The following is an 18,181-nucleotide window of genomic DNA, read 5'->3' as shown; positions in this document are numbered from 1 at the left end:
GACGGCGACCGTCCGAGCGGTTGAAACAGTCCCGCTGCATGCAGAAGGGCCCTGGCCGATCTGATGATCGACCAAGGCCCTTCTGGCAATGGTGGTCCGGCGGTGTCCTACTCTCCCACACCGTCCCCGGTGCAGTACCATCGGCGCTGTCAGGCTTAGCTTCCGGGTTCGGAATGTGACCGGGCGTTTCCCTGACGCTATGACCGCCGTAACTTTATGGAGTTCACGAACGTTCCGGGGCCGACCCCCACATTTTGTGGTGGGGGTGGTGGTGGTTCGTGTCTCGGGAACCGTACAGTGGACGCGTAACATCTTCGGGCTTGGGTTTAAGTCAAGTTGTCGGCTTATTAGTACCGGTCAGCTCCACACATTGCTGTGCTTCCACGTCCGGCCTATCAACCCAGTGTTCTAGCTGGGAGCCTCTCACCCACAAGGGGTATGGAAACCTCATCTTGAAGTGTGCTTCCCGCTTAGATGCTTTCAGCGGTTATCACGTCCGAACGTAGCTAATCAGCGGTGCCCTTGGCAGGACAACTGACACACCAGAGGTTCGTCCATCCCGGTCCTCTCGTACTAGGGACAGCTCTTCTCAAGTTTCCTCCGCGCGCAGCGGATAGGGACCGAACTGTCTCACGACGTTCTAAACCCAGCTCGCGTACCGCTTTAATGGGCGAACAGCCCAACCCTTGGGACCGACTCCAGCCCCAGGATGCGACGAGCCGACATCGAGGTGCCAAACCATGCCGTCGATATGAGCTCTTGGGCAGGATCAGCCTGTTATCCCCGGGGTACCTTTTATCCGTTGAGCGACGGCGCTTCCACAAGCCACCGTCGGGTCACTAGTCCCGACTTTCGTCTCTGCTCGACATGTCTGTCTCACAGTCAAGCTCCCTTGTGCACTTACACTCGACACCTGATTACCAACCAGGCTGAGGGAACCTTTGGGCGCCTCCGTTACCTTTTGGGAGGCAACCGCCCCAGTTAAACTACCCACCAGGCACTGTCCCTGATCCGGATCACGGACCGAGGTTAGACATCCAGAACGACCAGAGTGGTATTTCAACGTTGACTCCACGGACACTGGCGTGCCCGCTTCACAGTCTCCCACCTATCCTACACAAGCCGTACCGAACACCAATACCAAGCTATAGTAAAGGTCCCGGGGTCTTTCCGTCCTGCTGCGCGTAACGAGCATCTTTACTCGTAGTGCAATTTCGCCGAGTTCGTGGTTGAGACAGTGGAGAAGTCGTTACGCCATTCGTGCAGGTCGGAACTTACCCGACAAGGAATTTCGCTACCTTAGGATGGTTATAGTTACCACCGCCGTTTACTGGCGCTTAAGTTCAGAGCTTCGCCGCACAAGTGCGGCTGACCCGTCCCCTTAACGTTCCAGCACCGGGCAGGCGTCAGTCCGTATACATCGTCTTGCGACTTCGCACGGACCTGTGTTTTTAGTAAACAGTCGCTTCTCCCTGGTCTCTGCGGCCCTCCGTGCCAACCCGCAAAGGGGTCTCACACGTCGGGCCCCCCTTCTCCCGAAGTTACGGGGGCATTTTGCCGAGTTCCTTAACCACGATTCACTCGATCGCCTTGGTATTCTCTACCTGACCACCTGGGTCGGTTTGGGGTACGGGCGGCTCGGACCTCGCTAGGAACTTTTCTAGGCAGCATAGGATCACCCTTCTTCCCGCATACACGGTCACCATCAAGCCTCGGACACCGATGGGGCGGACTTACCTCTCCCCGGTCCTGCGCTCTTGGACGTGGACTACCATCGCCACGCGGAGGCTACCTTCCTGCGTCCTTCCATCGCTTACCTACTACACGCTCGGGCCACGCGTTCCACCCCCGCTCACCAACCCCCCGAAGGGGACAGGGTCTGCGAAGGCTTCAGGCGCTTAGCATCACATGATTCGGTACTGGGCGGTCCTTCGCCGGTTCCGGAATATCAACCGGATGTCCATCGACTACGCCTGTCGGCCTCGCCTTAGGTCCCGACTTACCCAGGGCAGATTAGCTTGACCCTGGAAACCTTGGTCATTCGGCGGAAGAGTTTCTCACTCTTCTTTCGCTACTCATGCCTGCATTCTCACTCGTGCCGCGTCCACATCTCGATCACTCGGATGCTTCTCCCGCGGCACGACGCTCCCCTACCCAACGACACGCCTGGACCCACCCGCGAAGGGGAGGGCCGGGCAAAGGTGTCGTTGCCACAGCTTCGGTGGTGTGCTTGAGCCCCGCTACATTGTCGGCGCGGAATCACTTGACCAGTGAGCTATTACGCACTCTTTAAAGGGTGGCTGCTTCTAAGCCAACCTCCTGGTTGTCTTCGCAACTCCACATCCTTTCCCACTTAGCACACGCTTAGGGACCTTAGCTGGTGATCTGGGCTGTTTCCCTCTCGACTACGAAGCTTATCCCCCGCAGTCTCACTGCCATGCTCTTACTTACCGGCATTCGGAGTTTGGCTGACGTCAGTAACCCGGTGGGGCCCATCAGCCATCCAGTAGCTCTACCTCCGGCAAGAAACACATGACGCTGCACCTAAATGCATTTCGGGGAGAACCAGCTATCACGGAGTTTGATTGGCCTTTCACCCCTACCCACAGCTCATCCCCTCAGTTTTCAACCTAAGTGGGTTCGGGCCTCCACGCGGTCTTACCCGCGCTTCACCCTGGCCATGGGTAGATCACTCCGCTTCGGGTCTAGACCCAGCGACTCATTCGCCCTGTTCGGACTCGCTTTCGCTACGGCTACCCCGCACGGGTTAACCTCGCCACTGAGCACTAACTCGCAGGCTCATTCTTCAAAAGGCACGCCGTCACCAGCCCACGGGCCGGCTCCGACGGATTGTAGGCACACGGTTTCAGGAACTATTTCACTCCCCTCCCGGGGTACTTTTCACCTTTCCCTCACGGTACTTGTCCGCTATCGGTCACCAGGGAATATTTAGGCTTGGCAGGTGGTCCTGCCAGATTCGTACGGGATTTCTCGGGCCCCGTACTACTTGGGACGTGCGATACGGAGTCGAGAACATTTCGGCTACCGGGGTCTCACCGTCTGTGCCAGGCCTTCCCAGACCTTTCGCCTATGAACTCGATTTCTTACTCCGCACCGGCGTGGTAGCACCGGTACACACACTCCCACAACCCCCCAGCTGCAACCCCTACCAGGTGATCACACAGCTGAGGTTTGGCCTCGTCCGCTTTCGCTCGCCACTACTCACGGAATCACATGTTGTTTTCTCTTCCTGCGGGTACTGAGATGTTTCACTTCCCCGCGTTCCCTCCACGCACCCTATATATTCAGGTGCGGGTGACTGGAGATGAGTCCAGCCGGGTTTCCCCATTCGGAAATCCTCGGATCAAAGTCTGGTTATCGACTCCCCGAGGCTTATCGCAGATTCCCACGTCCTTCTTCGGTTCCTGGTGCCAAGGCATCCACCGTGCGCCCTTGTAAACTTGACAAAAAAGCCACAAAGATGCTCGCGTCCACTGTACAGTTCTCAACACACGACCAGGCCAACCCCAGGCAAACACCACCGCCACACACCCACCACCGGTCCACACCCCGCTCTACGCGAGGCACGCACCGGCACCGGACGGGTACGGCAGCACCCAGGGTCCCGGACGAACCAGAGCAACCAGAAGACCCCCACCAACGGGGGCCGCCCGATCCCTCAGGACCCAACAACGTGTCAGCACCAGCACCAACCACCCCCGCGCCGACCGTTCCACACCCACCCCCCCGAAAAGGGGGACGGGCCGTACCAGGTCAGGACAGCAGGAGCGCCGGTGAGGCGACGGAATATCGATGTTCCACCCGAGCACCCGCCGCGGGACGAACGCCCACGACACGGGCACCAGACCCCAGGCCCACCCCCGAACGGGAACGGACCAGCTGGGGCCAGATGTGCTCCTTAGAAAGGAGGTGATCCAGCCGCACCTTCCGGTACGGCTACCTTGTTACGACTTAGTCCCAATCACCAGTCCCACCTTCGACGGCTCCCTCCACAAGGGTTGGGCCACCGGCTTCGGGTGTTACCGACTTTCGTGACTTGACGGGCGGTGTGTACAAGGCCCGGGAACGTATTCACCGCAGCGTTGCTGATCTGCGATTACTAGCGACTCCGACTTCATGGGGTCGAGTTGCAGACCCCAATCCGAACTGAGACCGGCTTTAAGGGATTCGCTCCACCTCGCGGTATCGCAGCCCTCTGTACCGGCCATTGTAGCATGCGTGAAGCCCAAGACGTAAGGGGCATGATGATTTGACGTCATCCCCACCTTCCTCCGAGTTGACCCCGGCAGTCTCCTATGAGTCCCCACCATCACGTGCTGGCAACATAGAACGAGGGTTGCGCTCGTTGCGGGACTTAACCCAACATCTCACGACACGAGCTGACGACAACCATGCACCACCTGTGTACCGACCTTGCGGGGCCCCCATCTCTGAGAGTTTCCGGTACATGTCAAGCCTTGGTAAGGTTCTTCGCGTTGCATCGAATTAATCCGCATGCTCCGCCGCTTGTGCGGGCCCCCGTCAATTCCTTTGAGTTTTAGCCTTGCGGCCGTACTCCCCAGGCGGGGCGCTTAATGCGTTAGCTGCGGCACGGACCCCGTGGAATGGGACCCACACCTAGCGCCCAACGTTTACGGCGTGGACTACCAGGGTATCTAATCCTGTTCGCTCCCCACGCTTTCGCTTCTCAGCGTCAGTAGTGGCCCAGAGACCTGCCTTCGCCATCGGTGTTCCTCCTGATATCTGCGCATTCCACCGCTACACCAGGAATTCCAGTCTCCCCTACCACACTCTAGCCTGCCCGTACCCACTGCAGACCCGGGGTTAAGCCCCGGGCTTTCACAGCAGACGCGACAAACCGCCTACAAGCTCTTTACGCCCAATAATTCCGGACAACGCTCGCACCCTACGTATTACCGCGGCTGCTGGCACGTAGTTAGCCGGTGCTTCTTCTGCTCCTACCGTCACGATAAAGCTTCGTCAGAGCTGAAAGAGGTTTACAACCCGAAGGCCGTCATCCCTCACGCGGCGTCGCTGCATCAGGCTTTCGCCCATTGTGCAATATTCCCCACTGCTGCCTCCCGTAGGAGTCTGGGCCGTGTCTCAGTCCCAGTGTGGCCGGTCACCCTCTCAGGCCGGCTACCCGTCGTCGCCTTGGTAGGCCATTACCCCACCAACAAGCTGATAGGCCGCGAGTCCATCCTCCACCACAAAAGCTTTCCACTCCATACCCATGCGAGTTGGAGTCATATCCAGTATTAGCACCGGTTTCCCGGAGTTATCCCAGAGTGAAGGGCAGGTTACTCACGTGTTACTCACCCGTTCGCCACTAATCCACGGTGCAAGCACCGCTTCATCGTTCGACTTGCATGTGTTAAGCACGCCGCCAGCGTTCGTCCTGAGCCAGGATCAAACTCTCCGATAAAAACCAAAACTCTTACCAAAGAACCCAGTTTCCTGACAAACAAACCACCACACCCCACCGGGGGGCAGAAGCGCGGTGGCAAAACAAATACATGGCATCAATAAACTGACACGCTGTTGAGTTCTCAAAGATCGGACACACACCATCAGAACACCCACACAACCGTGCAAGCCTCATCCGGGGCAACCTGTCCAGCGTACCTGATCCGCTCCGGCTCACCGAATCCTCGCGGTGCGAGGAGGTGGGGGTTGGGGCGGCCAGGGAGCTGGCCCGCCGCTCCGCTTCCGCGGGGCAGCGAGGAGATACGTTACACACACCCGGGGGTGCGGTCCAAATCGCCGCCGCCGGCACCTGTTCGACACAGTGGGTGCGTCGACATCAGCGCTGGTCAGAGCGGTTCTGCGACGGTGATCCCGACCTTTCCCCGCACGTCTCCGGCGGCCAAGTGGGCCAGCGCGTCGGCGGCACGCGCGAGCGGGTAGGTGCTGTCGATGGCCGGCCGCAGGCCGGCGGTCTCGACGAAGCGGCACAACCCGCGGAGCTCCGCCAGGGTCCCCATCGTCGAGCCGACCACCCGCAGCTGCTTGAAGAAGATCTTGGTCAGCTCGGCCTTCTCGGGCGCGTCGCCGGAGGTGGCCCCGCAGATGACGATCGTCCCGCCCGGCCTGAGCGCGTTGACCGAGTGCGACCACGTGGCGGCCCCGACGCTCTCCAGGACCGCGTCCACGCGTTGCGGCAGGCGATCCCCGCTGGCGAAGGCGCGGGCGGCGCCGAGCTCGACGGCCGCCCTCCCCTTCGCCTCGTCCCTGCTCGTGACCCACACCGTGAGTCCGGCGGCCGCGCCCAGCTGGACCAGTGCCGTGGACACCGCCCCGCCGGCGCCCTGGACGAGCACGGTGTCACCCGGACGGACGTCGGCGTTGCGGAAGAGCATCCGGTAGGCCGTGAGCCAGGCGGTGGACAGTGCGGCCGCCTCCACCGTCGACAGGTGCGCCGGTGCGGGGGCCCAGCTTCCCTCAGGGACGGCCACCTGCTCGGCGAGGGTCCCCTGGTGGAGCTCGGAGAGCAGGGAACGCCGGGGGTCGAGGGTGACGTCGCCGTCCCAGCCGGGGGTTCCGGCCACCACCGGCAGGACCACGACCGGTCCCTCGTCGGGGTGCCGGACCACGGCGTCGCAGCCCAGGATCATCGGCAGCCGGTCGGCGGGCAGGCCGACCCCCCTGAGCGACCACAGGTCGTGGTGGTTGAGCCCGGCCGCGAGGACGGGGAGCACCACCCACCCCACCCTCTCCTCCGGCGCAGGGCGGTCTCCCACGACGAGCCCGCTCAGCGGGTCCTCGGCGTTGATGGCGTCGACGTAGGCAGCCAGCATGCCGCCAACCTAGCGTGCATCCCGGCCGGGGCCGTGGACCGGCCCCCGGACGGCCCGGCTCTCCGCGGCCCGGGCGGCCCTGGCCTCGTCGGTGTCCGGGTACTCGACCGCCTCGAGGCACAGCCCGTGGGCGGGCATGACCTGCACGCCGGGGTCCCGGACCCCACGCTCCAGCACCTCGCGGGGCCAGGTCGTGGGCCGGCGGCCCTCCCCCACCGCCACCGCCCCGCCGACCAGGGCGCGCACCATGCTGTGGCAGAAGGCGTCCGCCACCAGCGTGGCCCGGAGCGTCCCGTCGTCGTCCCTCTCCCACCGGTAGGACTGCAGGTGCCGTACCGTGCTGGCTCCCTCCCGAGGACGGCAGTACGCCCCGAAGTCGTGCAGGCCCACCAGCCCGTCGACCGCCACGGTCATCGCCTCCTCGTCGAGGCGGTGCCGCCACACGACGGTGTCCCGACGGCGCAGCGGGTCGAGCCGGGTGGGGTCGTCGCACAACCGGTAGGTGTAGCGGCGGCGGACGGCGGAGAACCGCGCGTCGAAGGTGTCCGGCACCTCCCGTGCGCTCCGCACGACCACGTCGGGCGGCAGCACGCCGCGCAGCCGGGACACGAGCGCCTCGGCCGGAACCCGTGCCGACCGACCAGTCACCGCCGCCCACTCGTCGGGGTCCAGGTCGAGGTGGCACACCGATCCGCGGGCGTGCACCCCGGCGTCGGTGCGTCCGCCGACGGTCAGCCGGACCTCAGAGCGGCGCAGGACCGTCGTCAGGGCCCTGCCCAGCTCCTCCTCGACCGTCCGTCGGCCGGGTTGACGGGCCCACCCCGAGAAGTCGGTCCCGTCGTAGGCGAGGTCGATCCGGATGCGCACGGTCCCATCCTGCACCGCCGACGACGAAGGCCGCCCACCCCGGCTCGGGGGTGGGCGGCCTGCGTGGTGCTCAGCGCAGCGACGACGTCACTTGCTGTCGTCGGCCTCCGCCGGCTCCTCGGCGTCGTCCGCCGCCGACTCGTCGGCGTCGTCCGCACCGCCGGAGACCATGGCGGCCTCCGTGGTGTCCTCGGCCGTCTCGTTCTCGCTCACCTCGGTGACCTCGCCGGCAGCGGCGACGTCCACGCCCTGCTCGGCGGCGCTGTCCGCCGCCTCCACCTCGGCCTGGGTCTGGTCGACCGCGGCCTCGTCGGTGGTGGTGGGCTCCTCGGCCTGGAGCTCCGCGTCGGAGATCGGCGCGGCCGCCGCGGCGTCACGGTCCTTCGCCGATCGCCGGGTGGCGCCCTCGGCCTGGGTGACCACGGCCTTGCGGGCCACGGGCTCGCGGACGAGCTCGATGACGGCCATGGGGGCGTTGTCCCCCTTGCGCGGGGCGATCTTCGTGATCCGGGTGTAGCCGCCCTGGCGGTCGGCCATGTCCGGGGCGATCTCGGTGAAGAGGCGGTGCACGACGCCCTTGTCCCGGATGGTGGTCAGGACCTTGCGGCGGTTGTGCAGGTCACCGCGCTTGGCGAAGGTCACCAGGCGCTCGGCGAGGGGCCGGAGCCGGCGCGCCTTGGGCTCGGTGGTGGTGATCCGGTCGTGCTCGAACAGGGCGGTGGCCAGGTTGGACAGCATGAGACGCTCGTGAGCGGCTCCGCCGCCGAGGCGCGGGCCCTTCTTGGGTGCAGGCATGAGATTGACTCCTGGGGTGGAAAATTCGGTATCAGTACTGCTCGTCCTCGACGAAGGCGGCGTCGCCCTCGTCGTCGTAGGACCCGTCCTCGTAGGAGCTCGCACCCTCGAACCCGGGGGGCTGTCCTTGAGCGCCAGGCCCATCTCGGCCAGCTTGTCCTTGACCTCGTCGATGGACTTGGCGCCGAAGTTGCGGATGTCCAGCAGGTCGGCCTCGCTGCGGCCGACGAGCTCGCCGACCGAGTGGATGCCCTCGCGCTTGAGGCAGTTGTAGGAGCGCACCGTCAGGTCCAGCTCCTCGATCGGCAGCGCCAGGTCGGAGGCCAGTGCCCCGTCCCCGTTGGAGGGGCCGATCTCCACGCCCTCGGCCTCGGTGTTCAGCTCGCGGGCCAGCCCGAAGAGCTCCACCAGCGTCTTGCCGGCCGAGGCCATGGCGTCGCGCGGGCTGATCGAGCTCTTCGTCTCGACGTCGACGACGAGACGGTCGAAGTCGGTGCGCTGCTCCACACGGGTCGCCTCGACCTTGTAGGTCACGGCCAGGACCGGGGAGTAGATGGAGTCGACCGGGATCCGGCCGATCTCCTGCTCCCCCGACTTGTTCTGCTGGGCCGAGACGTAGCCACGACCGCGCTCGACGGTCATCTCGATCTCGATCGTGCCCGACTCGTTCAGCGTCGCCAGGTGCAGGTCGGGGTTGTGGACCTCGACCCCGGCGGGCGGAGCGATGTCGGCGGCGGTGACGGCACCGGCGCCCTGCTTGCGCAGGTACATCACGACCGGCTCGTCGTGCTCGCTGGAGACGACCAGCCGCTTGAGGTTGAGGATGATCTCGGTGACGTCCTCCTTGACCCCGGGGATGGTGGAGAACTCGTGCAGCACGCCGTCGATGCGGATGCTGGTCAGCGAGGCGCCGGGGATGCTCGAGAGCAGGGTGCGGCGCAGGGAGTTGCCGAGGGTGTAGCCGAAGCCGGGCTCGAGCGGTTCGATGGAGAACCGGGAACGGGCGTCGGAGACGACCTCCTCGGAGAGGATGGGACGCTGTGCGATGAGCACGGGTGATCTTTCCTTTCCACGGGCGCCCGCTATATGACGCCTCGTGACACGCACCGGCCTGGGGCCGGTCACCGTGGTCACCTCTGTCCGTGACCGCGGAGGTGAGCTGCACGGTATGAGGTGCAGAACGCCATACCGGGCAGCTCGCGGAGCGAGCCCGGGAAGACCGGCGAGCGAAGCGAGCCCTGGTCTTCCCGGAACAGACGGGGAGCGCGAGCGAAGCGAGCTCCCCGCCTGTGGGGGTGGTCGGGGGCTTGCCCCCGACGATCAGTTCTTGGAGTACAGCTCCACGATCAGCTGCTCGGTGAGGATCGTGTCGATCTGCTCACGCGTGGGCAGCTGGTGGATGAGGATGGTCAGCGAGCCGGGGAGCACCTTCATCCAGGCCGGGACCGGGCGGTCGCCGTAGGTCTCGCGCGCCAGCTGGAAGGGGAACGTCTCGACCGACTGCGGACGGACCTCGACGATGTCGTACTTCTCCACGCGGTAGGACGGGACGTCCACCCGGCGGCCGTTGACCAGGAAGTGACCGTGGGTCACCAGCTGACGGGACGCACGACGGGTGCGCGCCAGTCCGGCGCGGTAGACCACGTTGTCCAGGCGGGACTCGAGGATGACCAGCAGGTTGGCGCCGGTCTTGCCGGGGCGGCGGGCCGCCTCCTCGTAGTACCGACGGAACTGCTTCTCCATGACGCCGTAGGTGAAGCGGGCCTTCTGCTTCTCCTGCAGCTGGGTCAGGTACTCCTTCTCCTGGGACCGGCGGCGGCCGTGCTGCCCCGGCGGGAAGGGACGGAGGTCGAAGTTCTTGTCGCCGCCGACGAGGTCGACCTTGAGCCGGCGGGACTTCTTGGTGATGGGTCCGGTGTAACGGGCCATGATGTAGTTACCTGGTTCCTTCCGGGGCTCAGTTACGGCGCTTCTTGGGCGGGCGGACGCCGTTGTGCGCCTGGGGCGTCACGTCGCTGATCGTGCCGACCTCCAGGCCGGCGGCGGTCAGCGAGCGGATGGCCGTCTCGCGGCCCGAGCCCGGGCCCTTGACGAAGACGTCCACCTTGCGCATGCCGTGCTCCATCGCGCGACGGGCGGCGGCCTCGGCAGCCATCTGGGCGGCGTAGGGCGTCGACTTGCGCGAGCCCTTGAAGCCGACCTGGCCCGAGGAGGACCAGGCGATGACGGCCCCGGTGGGGTCGGTGATGGTGATGATGGTGTTGCTGAACGTGCTCTTGATGTGAGCGTGCCCGACGGCGACGTTCTTCTTCTCCTTGCGGCGCACCTTGCGGGCGCCGGCCTGACGGCTCTTGGGGGCATTGTCTCTCCTGACGAGGAAGCTGTTCGGTTCGCACCGGCGCCGGGCGGAGCCCTGGCGGGGGTGCACGGGGGGCGGAGCCCCCCGGGGTGATTACTTGCCGGCCTTCTTCTTGCCGGCGACGGTGCGCTTGGGGCCCTTGCGGGTCCGCGCGTTGGTCTTCGTGCGCTGACCGTGCACCGGCAGGCCGCGGCGGTGCCGCATCCCCTGGTAGCTGCCGATCTCCACCTTGCGGCGGATGTCGGCGGCCACCTCACGGCGCAGGTCACCCTCGAGGCGGTAGGCGCCCTCGAGGTGGTCACGCAGAGCGACCAGCTGCTCCTCCGTCAGGTCCTTGACGCGGGTCGAGGGGTCCACGCCCGCTGCCGCCAAGGTCTGGTCGGCGCGGGTGCGACCCACGCCGAAGATGTAGGTGAGGGCGACCTCGACGCGCTTGTCGCGCGGGAGGTCGACTCCGATGAGTCGTGCCATGTGGCAGGTGCTCCTAGAAATCGTGCGAGAGTCTGGTGCAGCACCGGTCCGCATCCTCTGAACTGGGCCGGAGCCCGCGGTCCCCGGCTCTCGCGGCCGGGGGTGACGTCCCGTGTCGACGGGGGTCGGGTGCTGCTTGTTGCATTCGGTATGAAGTTGTGTCGCGCTTCTCGACGTGGCGGGAAGCCCTGCGAGCCGTGCGGTCGTGCTCTGCTCAGCCCTGGCGCTGCTTGTGGCGCAGGTTGTCGCAGATCACCATGACCCGGCCGTGACGGCGGATCACCTTGCACTTGTCGCAGATCTTCTTCACGCTCGGCTGAACCTTCATGGCCTGCCTGCTTTCGGATCTTCGGGTGGTGGATGTGGTGCGTGTGCAGCGAGGGGCCCCTCCCTGCCGGCGGCAGTCGGGGCCCGGGTCGTCAGCGGTAGCGGAAGACGATGCGTCCACGGGTGAGGTCGTACGGGCTGAGCTCCACCACGACCCGGTCCTCGGGGAGGATCCGGATGTAGTGCTGACGCATCTTCCCGGAGATGTGGGCCAGCACGACGTGCTTGTTGGTCAGCTCCACCCGGAAGTTTGCGTTCGGAAGGGCTTCGACAACCGTGCCCTCGATCTCGATGACGCCGTCCTTCTTCGCCATGTCCTCCACTTTTCGCGTGACTGCACTGCATCGACCCAGTCCGGGCCGACGCACCATCGTACGCGAATCGGGGAAGGGAAGGCCAATCCGTGCCGGGCCGCGGCCCGCGGCCCCCGCGCGGCGTCCGTGACGAGCCGGGAACGGTCGTTCGTGACGGGCCCGGGAACGGTCCTCCCGCGGACGGTCGTCAGTCGGACAGGGGGGCGAAGGCCGCTCCCCTGGCCCGCAGCTGCTCCTGCCCGCCGTCCGCGGCGGTGAGCACCCACAGCCCCCCGTCCGTGACGGCGACGGTGTGCTCCCAGTGCGCGGCCCTGCTGCCGTCAGAGGTGACGACCGTCCAGTCGTCGTCCAGCGTCCGGGTCTCGATCGTGCCGAGGGTCACCATCGGCTCGATGGCCAGCGTCGCACCCGAGGGCACGGTCGGGCCGGTGGACGTGACGGCGTAGTTGGGCACGTTGGGGTCCATGTGCATCTGCCGCCCGATCCCGTGGCCCACGTAGTCCTCCAGGATCCCGTAGGTCGAGACCCCCTGCGCGGCGCGACCCTCGAGCGCGGACTCGACGGAGGCCTCGACCGCGTCCCCCACGGCATACAACCGACCCCCGGCGCGCAGCGCCGCGATGCCGTCCCACAGGGCAGCCTCGGTGTCGTCCATGACCGCCAGGTCCTCGGGGCGTCCCCGGTCCCGGCCCCCGACCACGAGGGTGATGGCCGCGTCCCCGTGCCAGCCGTCGACGATCGCCCCGCAGTCGACCGAGAGCAGGTCGCCGTCCGCCAGGACGCGCGGCCCCGGGATCCCGTGGACGACCTCCTCGTTGACCGACGTGCACAGGCTGCCGCTGAAGCCGTGGTAGCCCAGGAAGCTGGGTCGGGCGCCGGCGGAGCGGATCAGGTCCTCGGCGAGCGCGTCCAGCTCACCGGTGCTCACGCCTGCGACCGCCCGCTCCCGGACCATGGCGAGGGTGTCGGCCACCACGAGGCCGGCGCGGCGCATGGCCCGCAGCTGGTCGGGCGTCTTGGCCTCGATGGAGGTGCGGCGACGGAAGAGCGACATCGTCGGCGGCCCGGGTCAGGCGGGTCGCCCGGCCGAGGGGGCCAGGGCCGCCTCGATGCGGGCGGTGACCTCCTCGACGGTCCCCATGCCGTCCACCACCCGCAGCAGCCCGCGGTCGCGGTAGACGGCGGCCAGGGGCGCGGTCTCTTCGGCGTAGATGCGCATCCGCTCCCGGACGACCTCCTCGGTGTCGTCGGCCCGGCCCTGCTCCTGGGCCCGTGCGAGCAGCCGGCCGACGACCTCGTCGGTGTCCACGGTCAGCTCGACGACGGCGTCGAGCGCGTGGCCCGACTCCTCGAGCATGCCGTCCAGCGCCTCGACCTGACCGGTCGTCCGGGGGTAGCCGTCGAGCAGGAACCCCTGGCTGGCGTCCGGCTCGGCGAGCCGGTCGCGCACGATGGCGTTGGTGATCTCGTCGGGGACGTAGCCCCCGGAGGCGGTGATCTCCTTGACCTGCAGCCCGAGGGGGGTCTCGTTCTTGATGTTGGCCCGGAAGATGTCTCCGGTCGAGATGGCCGGGATGCCGTGGGCGGCGGACACCAGGGCGGCCTGGGTGCCCTTGCCGGCACCGGGGGGACCGAGCATGATCAGACGCATCAGCGGAGGAACCCTTCGTAGTCGTGCTGCTGGAGCTGGGACTCGATCTGCTTCACCGTCTGCAGACCGACACCCACGATGATCAGGATGGAGGCACCGCCCAGCGGGAAGTCCGCCACCTGCAGCGCGTTGAACGCGATGAGCGGGATGAGCGAGAGCCCCGCCAGGTACAGCGCACCCGGGGTGGTGATCCGGTTGATCACGTACTCAAGATACTCGGCGGTGGGCCGGCCCGCGCGGATGCCCGGGATGAAGCCCCCGTAGCGCTTCATGTTGTCCGCGACCTCGGTCGGGTTGAAGGTCACCCCCACGTAGAAGAACGTGAAGAAGATGATCATCGCGACGTAGAGCAGCATGTAGACCCAGTGCGTGCCCTGCCCGGTCACCCCCATGGACAGGTAGCGGTCCACGAACGTGACCCACTCCGGCGACTGCTGGGCCGGGTCGGTGGGCCGGGCGAAGTTCCCGGCCAGCTGCGGCAGCATGAGGATGGAGCTGGCGAAGATGATCGGGATGACGTTGGCCATGTTCAGCTTCAACGGGATGTAGGTCGAGGTGCCGCCGTACTGGCGGCGCCCGATCATCCGCTTGGCGTACTGCACGGGGATCCGGCGCTGGCACTGCTCCACGTAGACGACGGCCGTGATGATCGCCAGCCCCATGAGCATGACGAGCACGAAGGTCGTCACCGACTTCTGGTAGATGACCGACAGCGAGGACGGGAAGGTGGCGGCGATGGAGACGAAGATCAGCAGCGACATCCCGTTGCCGACACCCTTCTCGGTGATCAGCTCGGCGAGCCACATGATCAGGCCCGTGCCGGCGGTCATCGTGAGGACCATGAGGACCAGCACCGGGATGCCGTCGTCGGGCATGACGCTCGTGCACGTGCCGCCGAAGAGCCGTGCCGGGTCCCGGGCGATGACGACGAGCGTCGAGGCCTGCAGCACCGCCAGCCCGATCGTCAGGTAGCGGGTGTACTGGGTCATCTTGGTCTGACCGGCCTGCCCCTCCTTCTTCAGCTCCTCGAAGCGCGGGATGACCACGGTCAGCAGCTGCACGATGATGGCGGCCGTGATGTAGGGCATGATGCCCAGCGCGAAGATCGACAGCTGCATCATCGCGCCGCCGGAGAAGAGGTTGGCCATGCCGAGCACGCTGCTGGACGCGGTCGCGTTCTGCTGGCACTGCTGGACCAGGCCGTAGTCGATGCCCGGGCTGGGGATGTGCGTGCCCAGGCGGTAGATCGCCATGATCGCGAGCGTGAAGAGCAGCTTGGTGCGCAGGTCCGGTGTCCGGAACGCACGCACGAAGGCGGAGAGCATACGGAGGGTCCTCCTGTGGTCCCCGGGACACGTGGGCCCGGGGGGCGGGCTGGCGCCGGGTGCGGGCGTGATCGCCGACGACGATAACACCCGGCGCTGAGGGGCAGGGAACGGCGGAGCGCCGGTCGCGGCGGGAACGCGTCGGGCCCCGGGCCGCTGGAAGCGGCCCGGGGCCCGTCGTGCTGGGGCGGGAGGAGGAGGTCTCCCTCCCTCCCGCCGGGGGTGGGAGGCTCAGGCCTCGGTGACGCTGCCGCCGGCCGCCTCGATCTTCTCCCTGGCGGAGGAGCTGAACTTCGTGGCGGTGACGTCCACCTTCACGCCGATCTCCCCGTCGCCGAGGACCTTGACCGGCTGGTTCTTGCGGACCGCGCCGCGGGCCACGAGCTCCTCGACGGTCACGGTGCCACCCTGCGGGAACAGGGCGGCGATGTCGGCGACGTTGACGACCTGGAAGGTCGTCTTGAACGGGTTCTTGAACCCGCGCAGCTTCGGCAGCCGCATGTGCATCGGGGTCTGTCCACCCTCGAAGGTCGCGGGCACCTGGTAGCGGGCCTTCGTGCCCTTGGTGCCACGCCCTGCGCTCTTGCCCTTGGAGCCCTCACCACGACCCACGCGGGTCTTGGCGGTCCGGGCGCCCGGGGCGGGGCGCAGGTGGTGGACCTTCAGCGCGGATCCACCCTCGGTGGTCTTCGTGCTGTCAGCCATGGTCAGTCAACCTCCTCGACGGTCACCAGGTGGGCGACCGTGCGGACCATTCCCCGGAACTCGGGGCGGTCCTCCTTGATGACGGTGTCACCGATGCGCTTCAGGCCGAGGCTCCGAACCGTCTCCCGGTGCATGTGCTTGGTGCCCACCGTCGACTTCGTCTGGGTCACCTTCAGGCGAGCCATCACGCACCTGCCTTCTGCTCGGCACGCGCGGCGGCACGGGCGCGCAGCATGGCGGCCGGCGCCACGTCCTCGACGGACTTGCCGCGCCGGGCGGCCACGGCCTCCGGCTGCTCCAGACCCTTCAGGGCCGCCACCGTGGCGTGCACGATGTTGATCGAGTTGTCCGAGCCGAGCGACTTGCTCAGCACGTCGTGGATGCCCGCGCACTCCAGGACCGCACGCACCGGGCCACCGGCGATGACACCGGTACCGGGGCTGGCCGGACGGAGCATGACGACACCGGCGGCCGCCTCACCCTGCACCGGGTGCGGGATGGTGCCGGCGATGCGGGGGACGCGGAAGAAGTTCTTCTTCGCCTCCTCCACGCCCTTGGCGATCGCCGCGGGCACCTCCTTGGCCTTGCCGTAGCCGACGCCGACGGATCCGTCGCCGTCACCCACCACGACGAGCGCGGTGAAGCTGAAGCGACGGCCGCCCTTGACGACCTTGGCGACGCGGTTGATGGTGACGACCCGCTCCAGGTACTGGTTGCGGTCGTCCTCACGGCCGCCGGAGCGCCGCGAGTCGCGGTCGCGCCCGGAGCCGCGGTTGTCACGGTTCCCGCCCCGACGGTTGTCGCGGGCGTCACCCGCGGCGGCGGTGTTGGTGTCGCCGGTGCCGCGGCGCTGGAAGTCACCAGCCATGGTTGTTCCTCTTTCCGTACGTCGGGGTGGTCACAGGGACAGGCCGGACTCGCGGGCCCCGTCGGCGATCGCGGCGACGCGACCGGCGTACCGGTTGCCACCACGGTCGAAGACGGCCGACTCGACGCCGGCGGCCTTCGCGCGCTCGGCGAGCAGCTCGCCCACGCGACGGGCCTTGGCGGTCTTGTCGCCCTCCAGCGCACGCAGGTCGGCCTCCATCGTGGAGGCGGAGGCCAGCGTGCGGCCCTCGGTGTCGTCGACCAGCTGGACGAAGACGTGCCGCGAGGAGCGGTTGACCACCAGGCGGGGACGCGCGGCCGTGCCGGTGACCCGCTTGCGCAGGCGCACGTGGCGGCGGTTGCGCGCCGCCATCTTGGTCTTGGAGCGCTTGACGATCTGTGCCATGGCTTACTTACCAGCCTTTCCGACCTTGCGGCGGATGTGCTCACCCTCGTAGCGCACGCCCTTGCCCTTGTACGGGTCCGGCTTGCGCAGCTTGCGGATGTTGGCAGAGACCTCGCCGACCTGCTGCTTGTCGATGCCCGTGACCGAGAACCGGGTGGGGTTCTCGACCGCGAAGGTGATGCCCTCGGGGGCCTTGATGAGGATCGTGTGCGAGTAGCCCAGGGCGAACTCGAGGTCGCTCCCCTTGGCGGTCACGCGGTAACCGGTGCCGTGGATCTCGAGCTTCTTGGTGTAGCCGTTGGTCACACCCTCGACCATGTTGGCCAGGAGGCTGCGGGTCAGGCCGTGACGGGAGCGGGAGTCCCGCTCGTCGTCCGGGCGGGAGACCTCGAGGGCCCCGTCCTCGGCCTTGGCCACGGAGATGGGCTCGACCACGTCGAGCGCCAGCTGCCCCTTGGGGCCCTTGACGGTGACGGTGGACCCGTCGATGTTCACGTCCACACCCGCGGGGATGGGAACGGGGAGTCGTCCGATACGAGACATGTCTTCTTGGCTCCTTCCCTGCTCACCAGACGTAGGCGAGGACTTCCCCACCCACGCCCTTCTGGGCAGCCTGCCGGTCGGTCAGCAGACCGGAGGACGTGGAGATGATCGCCACGCCCAGCCCGCCGAGGACCCGCGGCATGTTGGTGGACTTGGCGTACACGCGCAGGCCCGGCTTGGACACCCGGCGCACGCCGGCGATGGAGCGCTCGCGGTTCGGCCCGTACTTCAGGTCGATGACGAGCGTGCTGCCAACCTCGGCCTCCTGCTCGGACCAGGAGGCGATGTAGCCCTCGGCCTTGAGGATGTCGGCGATGTTGGACTTGAGCTTGGAGTACGGCATGCGGACCTGGTCCTTGTGCGCCGAGTTGGCGTTCCGGATGCGGGTCAGCATGTCCGCGATCGGGTCGGTCATGGTCATGGGGCTTCATGCCCTTTCTCATCGCGGTTTCCCCACGCCCGGGCGGACCGGGCGGGCGACCTGCGATGTTCCAGGTGGTGCGTGATGAGGTTTCGGGTATGCCGTGCGTGCGGGCTGGCTGAGGTCACCAGCTCGACTTGGTCACGCCGGGCAGCTCGCCGGCGTGCGCCATCTCGCGCAGGCAGATCCGGCACAGGCCGAACTTGCGGTAGACCGAGTGGGGACGGCCGCACCGCTGGCAGCGGGTGTAGGCGCGCACCTTGAACTTGGGCTTGCGGTTGGCCTTGTTGACCAGTGCGGTCTTCGCCATGG

General features: G+C 66.7%; 18 protein-coding genes, 3 rRNA genes and 1 pseudogene. All 22 read right to left on the bottom strand.

Translation table 11 applies throughout. The annotated features are described in order from the left end of the window. Positions 1 to 94: 94 nt before the first annotated feature. Positions 95 to 211: ribosomal RNA gene (gene rrf, locus ACWHYA_RS08865) — 5S ribosomal RNA — on the bottom strand. 116 nt (positions 212 to 327) lie between these two features. Further along, positions 328 to 3,467: ribosomal RNA gene (locus tag ACWHYA_RS08860) — 23S ribosomal RNA — on the bottom strand. 456 nt (positions 3,468 to 3,923) lie between these two features. After that, positions 3,924 to 5,446: ribosomal RNA gene (locus ACWHYA_RS08855) — 16S ribosomal RNA — on the bottom strand. Together the 16S, 23S and 5S rRNA genes form the textbook arrangement of a ribosomal RNA operon. A 388-nt stretch (positions 5,447 to 5,834) precedes the next feature. Beyond that, positions 5,835 to 6,818, bottom strand: coding sequence for a zinc-binding dehydrogenase (locus tag ACWHYA_RS08850; protein ID WP_425943992.1), 984 nt, complete (start codon positions 6,816 to 6,818; stop codon positions 5,835 to 5,837). Between the two features lie 9 nt (positions 6,819 to 6,827). Beyond that, positions 6,828 to 7,685, bottom strand: a complete 858-nt coding sequence (gene truA, locus ACWHYA_RS08845; protein ID WP_425943994.1) for a tRNA pseudouridine(38-40) synthase TruA — start codon at positions 7,683 to 7,685, stop codon at positions 6,828 to 6,830. Between the two features lie 87 nt (positions 7,686 to 7,772). Beyond that, positions 7,773 to 8,480: a 50S ribosomal protein L17 gene (gene rplQ, locus ACWHYA_RS08840; RefSeq protein ID WP_425943996.1), complete on the bottom strand. Its 708-nt coding sequence runs from the start codon at positions 8,478 to 8,480 to the stop codon at positions 7,773 to 7,775. 31 nt (positions 8,481 to 8,511) lie between these two features. Then, positions 8,512 to 9,533 (bottom strand): annotated as a pseudogene (locus ACWHYA_RS08835) (DNA-directed RNA polymerase subunit alpha). Positions 9,534 to 9,800: 267 nt separating this feature from the next. After that, complete coding sequence (gene rpsD, locus ACWHYA_RS08830) at positions 9,801 to 10,409, bottom strand: 30S ribosomal protein S4 (protein ID WP_425944000.1); 609 nt, start codon at positions 10,407 to 10,409, stop codon at positions 9,801 to 9,803. 28 nt (positions 10,410 to 10,437) lie between these two features. Next, positions 10,438 to 10,806: a 30S ribosomal protein S11 gene (gene rpsK, locus ACWHYA_RS08825; RefSeq protein ID WP_448095642.1), complete on the bottom strand. Its 369-nt coding sequence runs from the start codon at positions 10,804 to 10,806 to the stop codon at positions 10,438 to 10,440. A 126-nt stretch (positions 10,807 to 10,932) separates the two neighbouring features. Then, positions 10,933 to 11,310: a 30S ribosomal protein S13 gene (gene rpsM / locus ACWHYA_RS08820; RefSeq protein ID WP_075956886.1), complete on the bottom strand. Its 378-nt coding sequence runs from the start codon at positions 11,308 to 11,310 to the stop codon at positions 10,933 to 10,935. A 214-nt stretch (positions 11,311 to 11,524) separates the two neighbouring features. After that, positions 11,525 to 11,638 carry a 50S ribosomal protein L36 gene (gene rpmJ, locus ACWHYA_RS08815; protein ID WP_022925314.1) on the bottom strand — a complete coding sequence of 38 codons (114 nt, stop codon included), beginning with the start codon at positions 11,636 to 11,638 and terminating at the stop codon, positions 11,525 to 11,527. A gap of 91 nt (positions 11,639 to 11,729) precedes the next feature. Next, on the bottom strand, positions 11,730 to 11,951 hold the full coding sequence (gene infA, locus ACWHYA_RS08810; protein WP_425944005.1) for a translation initiation factor IF-1: 222 nt from the start codon (positions 11,949 to 11,951) through the stop codon (positions 11,730 to 11,732). A 187-nt stretch (positions 11,952 to 12,138) separates the two neighbouring features. Beyond that, positions 12,139 to 13,005 (bottom strand): type I methionyl aminopeptidase, encoded by an 867-nt coding sequence (gene map / locus ACWHYA_RS08805; protein WP_425944007.1) that lies wholly within the window; start codon positions 13,003 to 13,005, stop codon positions 12,139 to 12,141. A gap of 15 nt (positions 13,006 to 13,020) precedes the next feature. Next, positions 13,021 to 13,602, bottom strand: coding sequence for an adenylate kinase (locus tag ACWHYA_RS08800; protein WP_425944009.1), 582 nt, complete (start codon positions 13,600 to 13,602; stop codon positions 13,021 to 13,023). Further along, complete coding sequence (gene secY, locus ACWHYA_RS08795; protein ID WP_425944011.1) at positions 13,602 to 14,927, bottom strand: preprotein translocase subunit SecY; 1,326 nt, start codon at positions 14,925 to 14,927, stop codon at positions 13,602 to 13,604. The genes ACWHYA_RS08800 and secY overlap by 1 nt, the downstream gene beginning before the upstream one ends. Before the next feature lie 231 nt (positions 14,928 to 15,158). Further along, the gene (gene rplO / locus ACWHYA_RS08790; protein ID WP_425944013.1) at positions 15,159 to 15,632 is read right to left on the bottom strand and encodes a 50S ribosomal protein L15; all 474 of its coding nucleotides are present in this window, start codon (positions 15,630 to 15,632) and stop codon (positions 15,159 to 15,161) included. Positions 15,633 to 15,634: 2 nt separating this feature from the next. Next, positions 15,635 to 15,817 carry a 50S ribosomal protein L30 gene (rpmD, locus tag ACWHYA_RS08785; protein WP_141339071.1) on the bottom strand — a complete coding sequence of 61 codons (183 nt, stop codon included), beginning with the start codon at positions 15,815 to 15,817 and terminating at the stop codon, positions 15,635 to 15,637. Next, a complete protein-coding gene (gene rpsE / locus ACWHYA_RS08780) occupies positions 15,817 to 16,500 on the bottom strand; it encodes a 30S ribosomal protein S5 (protein ID WP_425944015.1) in 684 nt (227 codons plus the stop codon). The genes rpmD and rpsE overlap by 1 nt, the downstream gene beginning before the upstream one ends. A 30-nt stretch (positions 16,501 to 16,530) precedes the next feature. Then, positions 16,531 to 16,905, bottom strand: a complete 375-nt coding sequence (gene rplR, locus ACWHYA_RS08775) for a 50S ribosomal protein L18 (RefSeq protein ID WP_425944017.1) — start codon at positions 16,903 to 16,905, stop codon at positions 16,531 to 16,533. Positions 16,906 to 16,908: 3 nt separating this feature from the next. Further along, positions 16,909 to 17,448 (bottom strand): 50S ribosomal protein L6, encoded by a 540-nt coding sequence (rplF, locus tag ACWHYA_RS08770; protein ID WP_425944019.1) that lies wholly within the window; start codon positions 17,446 to 17,448, stop codon positions 16,909 to 16,911. Positions 17,449 to 17,470: 22 nt separating this feature from the next. Continuing rightward, on the bottom strand, positions 17,471 to 17,869 hold the full coding sequence (gene rpsH / locus ACWHYA_RS08765; RefSeq protein ID WP_425944021.1) for a 30S ribosomal protein S8: 399 nt from the start codon (positions 17,867 to 17,869) through the stop codon (positions 17,471 to 17,473). Between the two features lie 124 nt (positions 17,870 to 17,993). Further along, positions 17,994 to 18,179 carry a type Z 30S ribosomal protein S14 gene (locus tag ACWHYA_RS08760; protein WP_425944023.1) on the bottom strand — a complete coding sequence of 62 codons (186 nt, stop codon included), beginning with the start codon at positions 18,177 to 18,179 and terminating at the stop codon, positions 17,994 to 17,996. Positions 18,180 to 18,181: the final 2 nt, after the last annotated feature.

The sequence above is a fragment of the Ornithinimicrobium carbonis genome, from assembly GCF_977012275.1.
Note: the sequence above shows the minus strand (reverse complement) of the source record. Positions and strands in the feature narration are given on the sequence as shown.